We start from the raw sequence: 14993 nt of genomic DNA, 5'->3' as shown, positions 1-14993 counted from the left end.
CTGCGCGGCTCGATCGCCCGGTTTGCGGAAGTGGCGGATCGGACCGGGGCCGAGGCACTGCGCGGCAGGACGTTAACGGTCTCGCGCGCCGACCTGCCGCCGCTGGAGGAGGGTGAGTTTTACCATGCCGACCTCATCGGCCTGCCGGTCGAAACACCCGACGGCGATCCGATTGGCAGCATCGTCGCGATCAGCGATTTTGGCGCCGGCGATGTAATTGAGGTTCAGCGCCTCGACGGCAGGACGTTCATGGCCCCGCTGCGGCCCGAGGCTGTGCCCGACTGGAACGCAGAGCGACTTGTAATCGACCCAGCGTTTGTGGAGGGTTAAGGCGCGGTGCCGGGCGCATACGTCCTTATCGCGCCAGCTCCCGCACTTCAGCCAAGTCGTTCCTGATCGTCACTCCGGCGACGCCGCCTTCGCCCATCGCGTGGCTGATCTGGTCCAGTCCCTTGACGACGTCGCCGGCGGCATACAGCCAGCGCACGCTGGTGCGCTGGTGATCGTCCACCACCAGGCAGCCGTCGGACGAGCCCTCCGCACCGAGTGCTATCGCCAGCTCTGAGCGAATGACCGAGCCGAGTGCGGGATAGATGCTGTCGAAGCTAAACTCGCCCTTGGGCGTCGGTGCGACGATCTTGTCGTCGTCGACCCGCAACGACGCGCACGGCCCACCGACTGTTGCGATCCCCAGTGCCGCCAGCCGGGCATGTTCGTCGTCGCTCAGCTCGATATCGGCGTCGGGCGCGATCAACGTCACGTCCTTGGTATAGGTGCGCAGGAACATCGCTTCCTTGAAGCCGTGGGTGCGGTTGCCGATCACGCCGACGCGTTTGTCGGTGACTTCATAGCCGTCGCAGATGGGACAATAGCGCAGCAGCCCGCGCGCCATGGCGACGTCATGAAGCTCGGGCGAGATCGGCGGCTTGTTGTTCACCACGCCGGTCGCCAGCAGCACCGTTTGCGCCTCGATGGTCTCACTATCGGTAATGCGCGCCGCGAAGCCGCCTTCGATCAGTTCCAGGTGCTCGACCAAGCCGTGTTCGACCGAGATGCCGAACTCCTCCGCCTGATCGCGCATGTGCTTGAGCAGGTCGGTGCCCTTGATCCCGCCCGGATAGCCCGCATGGTTGTGCGTGCGCGGGATCCAACTGACCCGGCTCTGCCCCGCGTCGACGACGCGGACGGAGAGGTGGAAGCGGGCGAGGTAAATGGCGGCGGTCAGCCCGGCGGGGCCACCGCCGATCACGAGGCAGTCGATCATGCAGCATGGAATGGCTCAGCATGCGACAGGGTTCCACCGGTGCCGCCGTACGACTAACACCGACCATAAATCAGAGGGGACGGCCCATGCGCAATATCAAACTGCTCGCCGCAGCCATGGCAATCGCGGTTCCGTGCGCTGCCTCTGCGCAACCTGCGCCGTCGGTAGCTACCGAAGCAGCCGTCGCCCGCGTCGACGCCATCTTCTCCGAACTGGTGCGCGAGAAGCGCGTCCCCGGCATGACCTATGGCATCGTCAAGGACGGACGGCTTCTCCACGTCCGCGCCATCGGCCTGCGCGACGCCGAGCGCGGGCTGCCGGCCACGGTTGACACCCGCTTCCGCATCGCTTCGATGTCGAAGGCCTTTACGGCGATGGCGATTCTGAAGCTGCGCGACGCGGGCAAGCTGTCGCTCGACGCGCCCGCCGAAGCCTATGTCCCGCACCTGCGAGGCTGGCGTTATCCGACCAGCGACAGCCCCAGGATCACGGTGCGCGACCTGCTCCACCACAGCGCCGGCTTCGTCGAGGACAATCCTTGGGGTGATCGGCAGCAGCCGCTATCAGAGGATTCCTTCTCGGCGATGCTTGGCGCCGGCGTCCCGTTCGCCAACGCGCCGGGGTTGCGGATGGAATATTCCAACTACGGCTATGCGCTGCTCGGTCGGATCGTCGGCACCGTGTCGGGCGTGCGCTATCAGGACTATATAGGTCAGCAGCTGCTCGCGCCGTTGCAGATGCGCAGCACCGGCTACGACATCTTCACCGCGCCCGGCGCCGATCGCGCCCGCGGCTTTCGCTGGCAGGACGAGCGTTGGGTGCGCGAGCCAGACATGGCCGACGGTGCGTTCGGGGCAATGGGCGGAATGGAGACCACCGCCAACGATTATTGGCGTTGGGTCGCATTCCTGATGAACGCCTGGCCGGCACGCGACGGGGCCGACGCGGGGCCGGTCTCCCGCGCCACCGCGCGCGAGATCGTCCGTGGCTCGAACTTCACCACCACCCGGGCGCGCCCCGTCGGGCTTGGCGCGCCCTGCCGGCAGGCGGTCAGCTATGCGATGGGGTGGAGTGTCGTTGACGATTGCGACCTCGGCCGCGTCGTAACCCATGGCGGGGGCTATCCGGGCTTCGGCTCGGTCGTCGCGATGCTGCCGGATGCGGGCGTCGGCGTCTTCGCCTTCACCAACCGCACCTATACCGGCGCGAGCCAGCAGGCATGGCGCGCGCTGCTGGCACTGCGCGAGACTGGACTAGCCCCCGACCGGGCGATCCCGGTGGGTTCCGGGCTGGCGGCGGCTTACGCTGTGGCGAAGGCTGCCTGGACCGCCGGCGATCCGCAACGCGCGCCGTTGGCAGACAACGTGCTCCTCGATCGCGACGTGACCCGACGGAGGGCCGACATTGCCACGCTGAAGGCGAGCGTTGGCGATTGCGCGATGGCGGAGCCGATCGCGCCGACCTCCGCCATGGAGGGCAGCTTTAGTTGGACTTGCACGAAGGGGCGTGTCGCCGGCCGCGTGCAGCGCGCACCGACCCCGACCCTGAGCCTGCAGGTGCTCGACTTCACCCCGGCGCCCTGATGGCGTTCGCTGCCACCGTCCTCACCCTGTACCCGGAGATGTTTCCCGGTCCGCTCGGGCACTCGCTGGCGGGCAGGGCGCTGCGCGAAGGTCGCTGGTCGCTGGATGCGGTGCAGATCCGCGACTTCGCCGCCGACAAGCACCGCACCGTGGACGGCAGCCCTGCGGGCGGCGGGGCGGGGATGGTGCTGCGGGCGGACGTGGTAGCGGCGGCCCTGGACAGCGTCGCGGACGAGCGTCCGGTGCTCGCCATGACACCGCGCGGAGCACCGCTTACCCAAAGGCTAGTGCGCGACCTTGCCGCCGGCTCGGGTGCCATCGTCCTGTGCGGCCGTTTCGAAGGCTTCGACGAGCGCCTGTTCGACGCCCGCGCCGTGGAACAGGTGTCGATGGGCGATTATGTCCTGTCCGGCGGCGAACTCGGCGCGCTGGTGCTGCTCGATGCTTGCATCCGCCTGTTGCCCGGCGTAATGGGCGCGGCTTCCAGCGGCGTGGACGAGAGCTTCGAAACGGGGCTGCTCGAATACCCGCATTATACCCGACCAGAAACCTGGGAAGGGCGCAGGATCCCGCAAGTGCTGCGATCGGGGGATCATGCGAAGATCGCCGCCTGGCGTCAGGCACGGGCGGTCGAGGATACACGGCTAAGGCGGCCGGACCTTTGGGAGCGCCATCGGGGCGCGCCGGTCCAGTCGCCCTCTGGCGCGCGGCACGAACAGAGAGACGACCAGTGAACATCATCCAGCAGATCGAGGCGGAGCAGATAGCCAAGCTGACCGCCGTACGCGCCATTCCCGAATTCCGTCCCGGCGACACGCTGCGCGTCGGCGTCAAGGTGGTCGAAGGCGAGCGTACCCGCGTGCAGGCCTATGAAGGCGTATGCATCGCGCGCGCCAACCGCGGCATGGGGTCGTCGTTCACGGTTCGAAAGATGTCGTTCGGCGAAGGCGTCGAGCGCGTCTTTCCGCTCTACTCGCCGTCGATCGAGGCGATTGAGGTGGTGCGCAAGGGCGCGGTCCGTCGCGCCAAGCTGTATTACCTGCGCGGCCGCACCGGCAAGTCGGCGCGTATCGCCGAGCGTCGCGATCCGCGTCCGGCTAAGGGCACCGTCGCCAGCTGATTCGGCGACGCGGGGCGGCGCTGGCCGCCCCGCGCTGCTATTGCGTCTGTTCGTAAACGCTTGAGAGATCGCTCCAGGCGTTCCAGGCGTCGTGCGCCAGGAACAGCACCGGCACGGTCTTGGATGCGACGGTCCATTTCAGCTGTTGCGTCCGGCCTTGGCCAACTCCTGTTGCGCGCGCTTGAGGCCGGCTTCCTTGGCCGCTTTCTGCGCGCCCAAGGCGGCGATCTTCTTTTCGCTCCTCTTGCGCGCGATGTCAGCGCTCAGCTTGTTGATGTTGGCTTCGGTCGCGCCGATCTGCTGCCATTTCTGCGCGACGGTCTTGGCTAGCTGGTCTGCGCCGTCTTCTCGGCGCCGCCCAGTGCTTCACCGGTGCCGGTCTTGGTGCCCTCAATGGCGATCGCCTGCGCGCTGGACCACGACGCGCCGTCCTTGATAAGCGCTCCGGCGATGTTGTAGCTCAGCCCGACGGCAGCCGCCTTCAAGCCGACGTTGGTCGTCGCCAGTACCGCGGGCACTGCGCCGCCATGGCCAAGATGCACCCCGTGCTTGCCAAGATTAGCGTGCAGCCGAACTGCACCTTTGCCAGGTCGCGCGCGCCCTGCGCCGCTTCCTGTGCGACGAGGGCATTGACCTGGGCGGCATCGGCAAACGTCTGCTGGACCGACAGAGTCGCGGACTCGCGCAGCCCATGCATCTGCGCGCAATAGTCCTTCGCGGTCTGTGGTCCCGATTCGAGCTTCTTGAAGAAGGTGTCGATCATGGTGCGGGTACGGGCCTGAGTCTCGCGCTCGATGGTGCGCCAGTTCTGCTGGACCTCCAACGATCCGGGCTTCTCCTTCCACGGCATCAATGCGTAGGTGATGTTGAGCGTCGTGCTCTCGTCGCAGGTCTTCCATTCGGTTGAGGTGTTGCGCAGGATCTCGATCGCCATGGCCATCGACCGGAAATACCCGATCAGCGCGCTGGCCAAGAGCACGCCGACGGCGATCGGCGCGTTGGCCGCCTTGTGCCTGGCTGCCGGTGACAGTTTCTGCCCATTCGATCCCTGTGACCGGCGCATCGTTCGCCCATTTGGATGAGGAGGCAAGCAGGCTTCGCCGCCTAATCGTCGCCTAGTCGTCGCAGCCGCCCGATCCGTCAGCTTGTCGCGGGTGTGTTGTTGAGCTAGCACGCACCGCAGTGAAGCCGGAAACCCGGCGCGCTGCGGGGGACAAGCGGATGACCGACGCCGGACTGACTGTCGCACTTCCTCCCCCTGCCGAACCCGACGGCGCGCCGCGCTTGGCCACGCTCGACATCCTGCGCGGCATCGCCATCCTCGCCATTCTGTTCATGAACATCAACGGCATGGGCGGCTCGCTTCACGCCTTCTTCGGCGATGTGCGCCACTATGGCTGGACAGCCGCGGACCAGGCCAGCTGGTGGGTTCGCGAGGTTTTGGCCAACGGCACGGCACGCGCGCTGCTGGAGATGCTCTTTGGCGCTGGAATGGTGATCCTCACCGACCGCGCCGCCACACACATGAGCAAATGGCAGGTGTTCCGGAGCTATGCGTGGCGCAACATCGTGCTGATCGCGTTCGGTCTGATCCACGTGTTTGTGCTGCTGTGGCCCGGCGACATCCTGCACACCTACGGCATCGCGGCTTTGGTCGCGGCGCTGTTCCGGCGGTTCCGTCCGCGTTGGCTGATCGTGTTCGGCCTGCTCCTGAGCATGTTCATGCTGCTGGGCGGCGGGGCAGGGATCACGGTTTCGCGGATGCAGGAGCGGCAGGCGACCGAGCTGCGCGTCAAGCGGGACGCCGGCCAGTCGCTCACCACCATCGAAGCCAAAACACTTGGCAATGCCGACAAGGCGGCGGGCGAACGTGCGAAGCGCAAGGCCGAGGACAAGCAGCGGGTAGTCGCGGAAGACCAGGCGCGCCAGGGCACCGCGGGACAGTGGGTACGATCCGCGTGGGACTCCTTCTTCTTCATCCAGGCGATGTTCTTGGAGATCCTGTTCGTCTGGGAGGCCGCGTCCACGATGCTGATCGGCGCGGCGTTGTATAAGCTCGGCATCCTGCAGGGCGCGCGATCGATGAGCTTCTACGCCAAGCTGACGGTGATCAGCTATGCGACCGCCCTGCCGCTGCGCGCTTTGTTCGCCTACGACTTGACCCGGTTCGACGGCTCCACCGGACTGTCCCAGGCTACATCGGAACTGGCGCGGCTCGCGATGACGGTGGGTCATGTAGGCCTGATCAACATGGCGCTGGCGAGCGTCGTGGGCAGCCGCCTGCTGAAGCCGTTCGAGGCCGCGGGACGAACCGCGCTGACGATATACATCCTGCAGACGCTGATCTGCGTCTTCATCCTCTACCCGCCCTGGGGGCTGGGGCTGTACGGTCAGCAGGGCTGGGCGTCGTTCATGCTCACCGCGCTCGCCGTCAACGCGCTGCTGTTGTGGTGGGCGAACTGGTGGGTGAAGGACCATGCCATCGCGCCGGTGGAATGGGCGTGGCGATCGGCGGTCGCGGGGCGTCGATTGCCGTTCCGGTTGCGCGCGCACGAAGGGCGCGGCGGGGAGCCGGTCGCTGCGTGACCCTCACAACTTGGGAAGCGTGACGCCCTGCTGGTGCATGTATTTGCCAGCCCGGTCGGCATAGCTGACCTCGCATGGCCGGTCGCCGCGCAGGAACAGGAACTGGCACGCGCCCTCGTTGGCATAGATTCGCGCAGGCAGCGGCGTGGTGTTGGAGAATTCGAGCGTGACGTGCCCTTCCCAGCCCGGCTCCAGCGGCGTCACGTTGACGATGATCCCACACCGGGCATAGGTCGACTTGCCCAGGCAGATGACCAGCAGGTCGCGAGGAACGCGGAAATATTCGACCGTGCGCGCGAGCGCGAAGCTGTTGGGCGGGATGATGCATATGTCGGTCTTGCGATCGACGAAGCTGTTCGCCGCGAAGTTCTTAGGGTCGACGATCGCCGAATCGACGTTGGTGAAGATCTTGAACTCGTCCGCGACCCGCGCGTCATAGCCATAGCTGGACAGGCCGTAGCTGATGCAGCCGTCGCGGCGCTGTGCCTCGACGAACGGCTCGATCATCGCATGGCTGCGGGCGTAATCACGGATAGAGGCGTCGGAGAGGATCATGGGCTCGTGTCGCGCGCGCCGGCGCTCCGCGTCAAGCCAGGCCCAAGTCGCGTGGCCCGAAAGCGTCGGGCAACAGCTCGGACAGGTGATAGCTGACGACCGCCCCGCCAGTGAGCCCCGCGCAATGAACCGGCAGGTCGCAGTCGGCGAGCTGTGCGGCCTCGTTGAGTATCTGACGACACCGGCCGCATGGACGCACGGCAACATCGCCGGGTGCTCCCATGGTACCGCCGACGACCGCGATCGCCCGCACGTCGGCCAGCCGGCCGCTTGCGCTGACGGTGGCGATCGCGACCGTTTCCGCGCAAAGCGACAGGCCATAGCTGGCATTCTCGAAATTCGCGCCGGAAACGACGCTGCCGTCGGCGAGCAGCACCGCGGCACCGACCGCGAACCGCGAATAGGGCGCGTAGGCGTTGCGTGCGGCCTCGCGGGCTGCGGCGATCAGTTGCTCTTGCGTCATGGCGCTACGACTACCCAATTCACCGTGCCGTGTACCCCTTCGATCTGTCGCCCGTCGTTCGCGCGCCACAGTCGCCAAGGCCGATCGACATAGCCTGGACGCAGGAAATTGCCGGTGAGCCAGACCGGACGCGTGAGCGCCTTTGACAGGCCGTACCGGCGTTCGACCGCACGCGACAAGCGCAGGATGAGCGGCTTTCCGGCATGTGCCTCGACCCGCTTGGCAAAAGCGCGCACCCCCTCCGCGACCGCCGGCCCGCGTTCTGGCGCGGTACAGCCGTCGCGCATGGACAGGTCGACCGCAGGCGGCAAGGCATCGGCGGCACGCGGCACGACCGCATTGAAGGCGTCCCCCTGCGCCGCGCCGTCTTCGCAGAGGGAATAGAGATGCACCGCGCCACGACGCAGGCCAGCGGCCGGCAGCGCTTCCCAGTTCTCCCCAAACGACGGGTCTCGAGTGCGAGCCCCCGCCGTCGCCACGATGTACGCGAAGTCCGCCCCCGCCGCGCGCACGCTGCCCCATTCGACCGGACCGGGTCGTTCGCCAAGATCGACGCCCTGCAACGGATAACGCTGCTTCGACGGGTGCCAGCGCGCGGCTAGCGCGATAGCGCTCACCACCAACGCCGCGACCAGCAATGCACCGGCAGCCAATCTGAAGGGCGTCATCGTCATCCGCGGATGTGCAGCACGCAGATCAGCGTGAACAGGCGTCGGGCGGTATCGAAATCGACCTCGATCTTGCCGGCGAGCCGCTCCTGCAACAGCTCGGCCGCCTCGTTGTGAACGCCGCGCCGGGCCATGTCGACGGTTTCGATCTGTTGCGGAGTCGATTGGCGGATGGCCTGGTAATAGCTGTCGCAGATCGCGAAATAGTCGCGGATCGGGCGGCGGAAACGGCCGAGCGCCAGCACCAGCGTCTCCAGCGGCGTGTCGTTCTCGCGCTTGATCTGGATAACGAGGCGACCCTCCTCCACCGACAGCGCGACCCGGTACGGACCCGCATAGCCATCGGCATGCTGACGCTGGGGCGCGAAGTGATTGCCCTCGATCAGGTCGAAGATCGCAATCCGCCGCTCCTGCTCGACGTCCGCAGAGCGCCACAGGATGGTGCGGTCGTCGAGCTGGACGTCGATGATGCGGGGATCGGCCACTGGGGCTGCGTAGCGGCGGCCGGTCGGGCTGTCACTTATCCCCGGCATTCCGGCGCAGCTCGCTTGAGACCCGACCGGTGGCGCGTATGAGCGGACGCATGGCCACCCTCGCATTCCCGATTCTCCCAACCGCCCCCGAGCCGCAGCAGCTGCCGCGTAACGTCGAGGCGGAAGCGGCGATGCTGGGCGCGATGATGATCGACAATCGGTTGGCCGACGATCTGCTCGACCGGCTGGAGCCGGCGCACTTCTACGAGCCGCTGCACGGCCGCATCTTTGCCGCGATCCGCACGCTGCGGTCGAACGACATGCTCGCGACGCCAGTGACGCTGCGCCCGATGTTCGACGCCGACGAGGGGATGAAGGAGCTGGGCGGGCCGTCCTATCTGGCCGGACTGACCGGATCAGGCGCGGGGCTGATCGGCGCGCGGCAGTTCGCGACGCAGATCTACGACCTCGCCATGCTGCGCGCGCTTGTCACCGTTGGGCGGACGCTGGTCGATCGCGCGATGGACACGAGCGAAGAGGTCAACCCGCGCGCGCAGATCGAGCTGGCGGAGGAGGAGCTGTTCAAGGTCGCGGGCGACGGCGGCGCGGAGAACAGCGTCAAGTCCTTCGCCCAGGCGACCACGATGGCGGTCAAGATGGCGGAGCGCGCGTTGCAGTCGGGCGGCAACCTGTCGGGCGTCACGACGGGGCTGGAGTCGATCAACGGCAAGATCGGCGGCATGCATCATTCCGATCTGATGATCCTGGCCGGTCGTCCCGGCATGGGCAAGACGTCGCTGGCCACCAACATCGCCTTCAATGCGGCCAGCCGCTGGATGCGCGACATGCGCGACGGCATCGCGCCGGCGGACTCCGTGGGCGCGAAGGTCGCCTTCTTTTCGCTGGAGATGAGCGCAGATCAGCTGGCGACGCGCATCCTGTCGGAACAGTCGGGCATCAGCTCCGAATCGCTGCGCATGGGCAAGATCTCGCGCGCGGAATTCAGCCGGCTGGCGTCGGCAGCGGCCGAGCTGGAGAATTTGCCGCTGTTCATCGACGATACCGGTGGTCTGTCGATCGGTGCGCTGCACACGCGCGTGCGGCGGCTCCAAAGGCGGCACAATAACGAGATCGGGCTGGTAGTGGTGGATTACCTCCAGCTGCTGACCGGCTCCGCGCGGGGCTCGAACGAGAACCGGGTGCAGGAGATTTCGGAGATCTCGCGCGGGTTGAAAACGCTCGCCAAAGATTTGAACGTGCCGGTGCTTGCCCTGTCGCAGCTGTCGCGCGCTGTCGAGCAGCGCGAGGACAAGCGGCCGATGCTCTCCGACCTCCGAGAGTCCGGTTCGATCGAGCAGGACGCCGACATGGTGTGGTTCGTCTATCGCGAAGACTATTACGTCGCGGCGAAGGAGCCGAAACGACCCAGCGAAGGGGACGACTCCCGCACCTTTGACGACCACGCCAAATGGGCGGCGGACATGGAGCGCGTGTATGGGCTGGCGGAGTTGATCGTCGCCAAGCAGCGTCATGGTGCGACGGGCAAGGTGACGCTGAAGTTCGATCCGACGGTGACGAAGTTCAGCGATTACGCGGGGTACTGAGCGGCCGGGAGCAGGAACTTAACAATGGTCAGACCCGTTGGGGCGCTCTGTTCATCGACAGGAGTGTCTTCATGCGTAATCCCTTTCTTCTAGGCGGCACCGCCGCGCTGATCCTCGCACTTGCCAGCCCGGTGGCTGCGCAGAGCCAGAGTGACCGCGCGCGGTCCGCCATCGCCGCCGCCCGTGCCAAGATCGAGGTCTCCGCCAAGCTGAACGGCGGCGGCGAGATGCCGCGTATGCAGGCGGAAGCTGCAGCGGCGCTGCGAACTGCCGAGGAGCGACTGGAGAGTGGCCGCGAGCGCGACGCGATCGCGGAGGCGAACCGTGCCCAGACAATCGCCGACACGGCGATCGGCCTTGCCGAGCGAAACCGCGCCGCCGCCGCCACGTCGGCGCAGGCTGATGCACAGGCATCCGCCAGTGCCGCTCAGCGCGACGCCGCTGATGCCAATGCGCGTGCCGCCGCTGCCGAGCAGGCCGCCACCGCCGCACAGGCCGACGCCGCCGCGGCGCGCGCGGCACCGCCAGTGTTCGTCGCGGCACCCGCTCCCGCGCCGGCTGCTACCGCGACCGTCACGACGGAGACGACCCGCGTCGTGCCGGTCGCCGCCAGAGCAAGCGTGCGGGCGGCACCTCGCCGGGTCGTCAGGCGCATCGTCAAGCGCAAACCCGCCGTTCGCGCTGCCGTTACCCAGCGGACGACGACCACCCTCAGTACGAAGTGACTCGAACGGCCGGCGGCGTCTAGCCGCCGGTCGCAGTGTCAGAACACCGGCTCCTCGCCCGGCTTGTGAATGCCGCATTCGACCTTGTCCCAGCCACGCCAGCGGCCCGCACGCGGATCTTCGCCAGGCAGGGTTCTCGACGTGCAGGGCGCGCAGCCGATTGAGCGAAAGCCCTGTGCCTCCAACGGGTGGCGCGGCAGGTCGTGGGTGGCGAAATAGTTGTCGAGTTCGTCCTTTGACCAGTCCGCCAGCGGATTGATCTTGAGCCGCCCCTCGTCCGCCTCGAAGCGGGGGAGTGCCGCGCGCGTACCGGCCTGGAAGCCCTTGCGACCGCTGATCCATGCATCGAACGGCGCAAGCGCGCGACGCAACGGTTCCACTTTCCGCAGCTCGCAGCAGCCGTCGGGATCATAGGACCAGCGCAGACCGGTCTTGTCGCGCGCAGCGAGGAGGCGGGGATCAGGGCGATAGACGCGCAGGTCGGTGAAGCCCAGCCGTTCGGCAAGCTCGTCGCGATAGGCGAGCGTCTCGCCGAACATCTTCTGGGTGTTGGTGAAGACCACCGGCGTATCGCGATCCACGGACGCCACCATGTGCAACAGCACCGCCGATTCAGCCCCGAACGACGAAACCGCCGCGATGCGACCGGCCAGTTCACTGGTGAGCAGCACGCGCAGCATGTCGGGCGCGGCGACCCCGGCGAAGCGGCGCTCATAGGTGATCGCGTCCTCGGCGGTGTAGGTAAGACCGAGATCGATCAGGTCGAGCCGACGCGCGGCCTCAGCCATGTCGACGCTTCCACACCGGCATGGCCGCATCCGCGGCGCGCTGATAATTTTCGGTGTACCGATCCAGCGCGCGGCCCAGCGCCGCTGAGTCGATCTCCGCTTCGGGCGCGAAGCTGTCGAACCCGCAGCGACGCATGAAGGGCAGCTGATCGACCAGCACGTCGCCCGCCGCCCGCAGCTCGCCCATGAAGCCTGCCTCGCGCAGCACGCGCGCAGCCGAATAGCCGCGACCGTCGCGAAACGAGGGAAAGCTGACCTCGATCAGCGCCAGCCGGGTCAGATGCGGCAACAACGCGCGCGCGTCGTCGCCCGCCTCCAGCCGAACGGCGTTGGCGTTGGTCTGGCCGTCGAGGAACGCCTCCAGCGTGACCGCCGGTTCCTGATGCTCGATGTCGTCGCGGAAGCGCAAGGCAGGCTCGCCGCCGATCGTGGTCTGCTCGGCGTCATCCATAGATCGCCTCCTTGAATGGCTCCATGCCGACCCGGCGATAGGTGTCGAGGAAGCGTTCGCCGGGTTCGCGGGTAGCGAGGTAACGGTCGGTGACGCGCTCGATCGCGTCGACTACGCCGTCTTCGGAGAAGCCAGGGCCCGTGATCTTGCCGAGGCTGACGTCCTCCGCCCCGGAGCCGCCGAGCAGGAGCTGATAATTCTCCGTGCCTTTCCGATCGACGCCGAGGATGCCAATATGGCCGGCGTGGTGATGGCCGCAGGCGTTGATGCAGCCGCTGATCTTGAGCTTCAGTTCGCCCAGCTCGCGCTGTCTACCGCCATCGGCAAAGCGGGTAGCGATCTTCTGCGCCAGCGGAATTGAGCGGGCATTGGCGAGGCTGCAATAGTCGAGGCCGGGGCAGGCGATGATGTCGGTAATCAGGTCAAGGTTCGGTTCCGCTAGACCCGCTGCGCTCAGCGCCTGCCAGACGGCATGGAGGTCGGCCCGGCGTACGTGCGGCAGGACGATGTTCTGGCTGTGAGTGACGCGCAACTCGTCGAACGAGTACCGCTCCGCAAGGTCGGCCATTAGGTCGATCTGATCTGCCGACGCGTCGCCCGGAATACCGCCGATGGACTTCAGGCTGATGCTAACGACTGCGTAACCGGGCTGCTTGTGGGCAGATATATTCTGGTCGATCCAGACGGCAAACTCCGGATCGCTGCGATCGATATCGGCCGTTGCCGCTTCAAATTGCGGATCCGGAAACATTGCGGTGATTCGCGCCAGCTCCGCGGCGGGCGGGTCGATGCCAAGTGCGCGGACGTGTGCCCACTCCTCCTCGACCTGGCGGCGGTACTCTTCGGCACCGATCTCATGGACCAGGATCTTGATCCGCGCCTTGTAGATGTTGTCGCGGCGGCCGTAGCGGTTGTAGACGCGCAACGCCGCTTCGAGATAGCTCATAAGCTCGTCGGCGGTGACGAAATCCTTGATCTCCGGCGCGATCATCGGCGTGCGGCCCATGCCGCCACCGACGAACACGCGCGCGCCCAGCACCCCGTCGCGCTCGACCAGCTGAATACCGATATCGTGGAGGCGCATCGCCGCACGGTCGGTTTCGGACGCGATCACCGCGATCTTGAACTTGCGCGGCAGGTAGCTGAATTCGGGGTGGAAGGTCGACCATTGGCGGATCAGCTCCGCCCAGGGGCGCGGGTCCGTCACCTCGTCTGCCGCCGCACCGGCGAACTGGTCGGAGCTGATGTTGCGGATGCAATTGCCGCTGGTCTGGATGGCATGCATCTCGACGGTGGCGAGATCAGCCAAGATCTGCGGCGCATCGGCGAGCTTGATCCAATTATACTGTATATTCTGACGCGTGGTGAAATGGCCGTAGCCTCGATCATAGGTGCGCGCGATGTGGCCGAGCATCCGCATCTGGCGACCGTCGAGCGTGCCATAGGGGATAGCGACGCGCAGCATGTAGGCATGCAGCTGTAGATACAGCCCGTTCATCAGCCGCAGCGGCTTGAACTGGTCCTCGGTCAGATGGCCGGCGAGTCGGCGTTCGACCTGGTCGCGGAACTCGTCGACGCGGGCATCGACGATCGCCTGATCGTGTGTGTCGTATTTGTACATCAGATCACCCAGCTGCCGGCTTGTGGGTCGGCGGGTTTGAGGGTCAGGTCGAGCCGTACGGTGGGCCCGAGCGCGCGGACACGGTCCTTGATGTGGGCGGGACGCGGGCCGGCATCGGTGAGCGTTGCGTCGATCACATAGGCAGCGATGACGCGGCGCGCACCTTCCTCCGCTTGGGCAATCGGCTCGCCCCCGGTGCCGACGTCGGCGGCATCCTCGACGTGGCGCGACCAGCCTTCGCCGGTCCACCAGATCACGTCGCCGGTGGGCAGGTCATTGCCGGTGAGGAGTTTCATGCGTGTGCGCCTTCCGCGACGCGAGCCCACCGCGCCAATTTGTCCTGCGCGTCGCTTAATTCGACTACCTCGCCGACGACGATAATCGCCGGGCTGCACACCTTCTCGCGCTCCATCATCGGGCCGAGGTCGGCGAGCAGCGTCTTGAGCGCGCGGGCACCGGGGCAGGTGCCGCGCTCCAAGACAGCGACGGGCATGTCGGGTGCGACGCCGTCGGCGATCAGCTTGTCGGCAATGTCGGTGGCGGTTGCGACGCCCATGTAGATCACGAGCGTGCGGCTCTGACCGGCGAGGCCCGCCCAATCCTGATCCGCCAATCCCTTGCACTGGCCGGCGACGAAGCTGACGGCGGACGAGTGATCGCGGTGCGTCAGCGGCAGCATCGCCTCCGCTGCGCAGCCGAGCGCGGCCGACACGCCCGGGATGACCTCGACCGGCAGGCCGGCGGCGCGCACCGCCTCCACCTCCTCGCCGCCGCGACCGAAGATGAACGGGTCGCCGCCCTTCAGCCGCACCACGATCGCGCCTGCTTTCACATGCGCGACGATCAGCGCGTTGATTGCCTCCTGCGGCAGCGTGTGTCGGGCGCGCCGCTTGGCCACGCAGATGCGCTGCGCAGTCACGGACGGAATATCGAGGACACGCGCGTCGATCAGCCCATCATGGACGATAACGTCTGCGGCCTTCAGCGCCTCGACCGCGCGGACGGTCAGCAGGCCAGGGTCGCCGGGACCGGCTCCGACGAGGATAACGCGGCCACGGGCGTGCGGATCTAGGAGCGTTGCCATGAAGGCCA

At 66.8% G+C, this 14993-nt stretch carries 21 protein-coding genes; 9 read left to right on the top strand and 12 right to left on the bottom strand.

Annotated elements, in window-relative coordinates; all coding sequences use genetic code 11:
- Positions 1-330 (top strand): ribosome maturation factor RimM (gene rimM / locus JWN21_RS12525; RefSeq protein ID WP_299650614.1); only part of this gene is annotated, 330 nt, incomplete at its 5' end.
- 25 nt (positions 331-355) lie between these two features.
- On the opposite strand, the gene JWN21_RS12520 is transcribed toward rimM, so the two are convergent.
- Positions 356-1264, bottom strand: coding sequence for an NAD(P)/FAD-dependent oxidoreductase (locus JWN21_RS12520; RefSeq protein WP_299650611.1), 909 nt, complete (start codon positions 1262-1264; stop codon positions 356-358).
- Positions 1265-1350: 86 nt separating this feature from the next.
- On the opposite strand from JWN21_RS12520, the gene JWN21_RS12515 reads away from it, so the two are divergent.
- From JWN21_RS12515 to JWN21_RS12500, 4 genes are all read left to right on the top strand, one after another.
- Positions 1351-2847 (top strand): serine hydrolase, encoded by a 1497-nt coding sequence (locus JWN21_RS12515; RefSeq protein ID WP_299650608.1) that lies wholly within the window; start codon positions 1351-1353, stop codon positions 2845-2847.
- Positions 2847-3581: a tRNA (guanosine(37)-N1)-methyltransferase TrmD gene (gene trmD / locus JWN21_RS12510; protein WP_299650605.1), complete on the top strand. Its 735-nt coding sequence runs from the start codon at positions 2847-2849 to the stop codon at positions 3579-3581. The genes JWN21_RS12515 and trmD overlap by 1 nt, the downstream gene beginning before the upstream one ends.
- A complete protein-coding gene (gene rplS / locus JWN21_RS12505) occupies positions 3578-3967 on the top strand; it encodes a 50S ribosomal protein L19 (RefSeq protein ID WP_299650602.1) in 390 nt (129 codons plus the stop codon). The genes trmD and rplS overlap by 4 nt, the downstream gene beginning before the upstream one ends.
- Positions 3968-4138: 171 nt before the next feature.
- Entirely contained in the window at positions 4139-4297 is a 159-nt protein-coding gene (locus JWN21_RS12500) for a hypothetical protein (protein ID WP_299650599.1), read from the top strand.
- Here the strand turns inward: JWN21_RS12500 and JWN21_RS12495 are convergent.
- Both JWN21_RS12495 and JWN21_RS12490 read right to left on the bottom strand, forming a co-directional pair.
- A complete protein-coding gene (locus JWN21_RS12495; RefSeq protein ID WP_299650596.1) occupies positions 4294-4485 on the bottom strand; it encodes a hypothetical protein in 192 nt (63 codons plus the stop codon). The two genes, JWN21_RS12500 and JWN21_RS12495, sit on opposite strands and share 4 nt — an antisense overlap.
- Positions 4449-4901, bottom strand: coding sequence for a hypothetical protein (locus JWN21_RS12490; protein WP_299650593.1), 453 nt, complete (start codon positions 4899-4901; stop codon positions 4449-4451). Before JWN21_RS12490 ends, JWN21_RS12495 begins: the two co-directional genes overlap by 37 nt.
- Between JWN21_RS12490 and JWN21_RS12485 the strand changes: the two genes are divergently transcribed.
- Together JWN21_RS12485 and JWN21_RS12480 are read left to right on the top strand one after the other, a co-directional pair.
- On the top strand, positions 4900-5049 hold the full coding sequence (locus JWN21_RS12485; protein WP_299650590.1) for a hypothetical protein: 150 nt from the start codon (positions 4900-4902) through the stop codon (positions 5047-5049). The genes JWN21_RS12490 and JWN21_RS12485 overlap by 2 nt on opposite strands.
- 100 nt (positions 5050-5149) lie before the next feature.
- Positions 5150-6553, top strand: a complete 1404-nt coding sequence (locus tag JWN21_RS12480; RefSeq protein WP_299650587.1) for a DUF418 domain-containing protein — start codon at positions 5150-5152, stop codon at positions 6551-6553.
- Positions 6554-6556: 3 nt separating this feature from the next.
- Here the strand turns inward: JWN21_RS12480 and dcd are convergent, their stop codons facing one another.
- The 4 genes from dcd to JWN21_RS12460 are packed head-to-tail and all read right to left on the bottom strand — an operon-like array spanning position 6557 to position 8724.
- Complete coding sequence (dcd, locus tag JWN21_RS12475; protein WP_299650585.1) at positions 6557-7108, bottom strand: dCTP deaminase; 552 nt, start codon at positions 7106-7108, stop codon at positions 6557-6559.
- A gap of 31 nt (positions 7109-7139) precedes the next feature.
- Positions 7140-7571, bottom strand: coding sequence for a cytidine deaminase (locus tag JWN21_RS12470; RefSeq protein ID WP_299650582.1), 432 nt, complete (start codon positions 7569-7571; stop codon positions 7140-7142).
- On the bottom strand, positions 7568-8239 hold the full coding sequence (locus JWN21_RS12465) for a GH25 family lysozyme (RefSeq protein ID WP_299650579.1): 672 nt from the start codon (positions 8237-8239) through the stop codon (positions 7568-7570). Before JWN21_RS12465 ends, JWN21_RS12470 begins: the two co-directional genes overlap by 4 nt.
- Positions 8240-8241: 2 nt before the next feature.
- Entirely contained in the window at positions 8242-8724 is a 483-nt protein-coding gene (locus JWN21_RS12460; protein WP_299650576.1) for a UPF0262 family protein, read from the bottom strand.
- A gap of 98 nt (positions 8725-8822) precedes the next feature.
- On the opposite strand from JWN21_RS12460, the gene JWN21_RS12455 reads away from it, so the two are divergent.
- Both JWN21_RS12455 and JWN21_RS12450 read left to right on the top strand, forming a co-directional pair.
- On the top strand, positions 8823-10316 hold the full coding sequence (locus tag JWN21_RS12455; RefSeq protein ID WP_299650573.1) for a replicative DNA helicase: 1494 nt from the start codon (positions 8823-8825) through the stop codon (positions 10314-10316).
- A gap of 71 nt (positions 10317-10387) precedes the next feature.
- Positions 10388-11041 (top strand): hypothetical protein, encoded by a 654-nt coding sequence (locus JWN21_RS12450; RefSeq protein ID WP_299650570.1) that lies wholly within the window; start codon positions 10388-10390, stop codon positions 11039-11041.
- Positions 11042-11079: 38 nt separating this feature from the next.
- Here JWN21_RS12450 and JWN21_RS12445 read toward each other — a convergent pair whose 3' ends face one another.
- The 5 genes from JWN21_RS12445 to cobA are packed head-to-tail and all read right to left on the bottom strand — an operon-like array spanning position 11080 to position 14985.
- Positions 11080-11829 (bottom strand): phosphoadenylyl-sulfate reductase, encoded by a 750-nt coding sequence (locus JWN21_RS12445; protein ID WP_299650567.1) that lies wholly within the window; start codon positions 11827-11829, stop codon positions 11080-11082.
- Positions 11822-12280 carry a DUF934 domain-containing protein gene (locus tag JWN21_RS12440; protein ID WP_299650564.1) on the bottom strand — a complete coding sequence of 153 codons (459 nt, stop codon included), beginning with the start codon at positions 12278-12280 and terminating at the stop codon, positions 11822-11824. The genes JWN21_RS12445 and JWN21_RS12440 overlap by 8 nt, the downstream gene beginning before the upstream one ends.
- Positions 12273-13901, bottom strand: a complete 1629-nt coding sequence (locus tag JWN21_RS12435) for a nitrite/sulfite reductase (protein ID WP_299650561.1) — start codon at positions 13899-13901, stop codon at positions 12273-12275. The genes JWN21_RS12440 and JWN21_RS12435 overlap by 8 nt, the downstream gene beginning before the upstream one ends.
- The gene (locus JWN21_RS12430; protein ID WP_299650558.1) at positions 13901-14197 is read right to left on the bottom strand and encodes a DUF2849 domain-containing protein; all 297 of its coding nucleotides are present in this window, start codon (positions 14195-14197) and stop codon (positions 13901-13903) included. The genes JWN21_RS12435 and JWN21_RS12430 overlap by 1 nt, the downstream gene beginning before the upstream one ends.
- Entirely contained in the window at positions 14194-14985 is a 792-nt protein-coding gene (gene cobA, locus JWN21_RS12425; RefSeq protein WP_299650555.1) for a uroporphyrinogen-III C-methyltransferase, read from the bottom strand. Before cobA ends, JWN21_RS12430 begins: the two co-directional genes overlap by 4 nt.
- Positions 14986-14993: the final 8 nt, after the last annotated feature.

The sequence above is a fragment of the Sphingomonas bacterium genome (genome assembly GCF_028292945.1).
Lineage (GTDB): Bacteria > Pseudomonadota > Alphaproteobacteria > Sphingomonadales > Sphingomonadaceae > Sphingomonas.
Note: the sequence above shows the minus strand (reverse complement) of the source record. Positions and strands in the feature narration are given on the sequence as shown.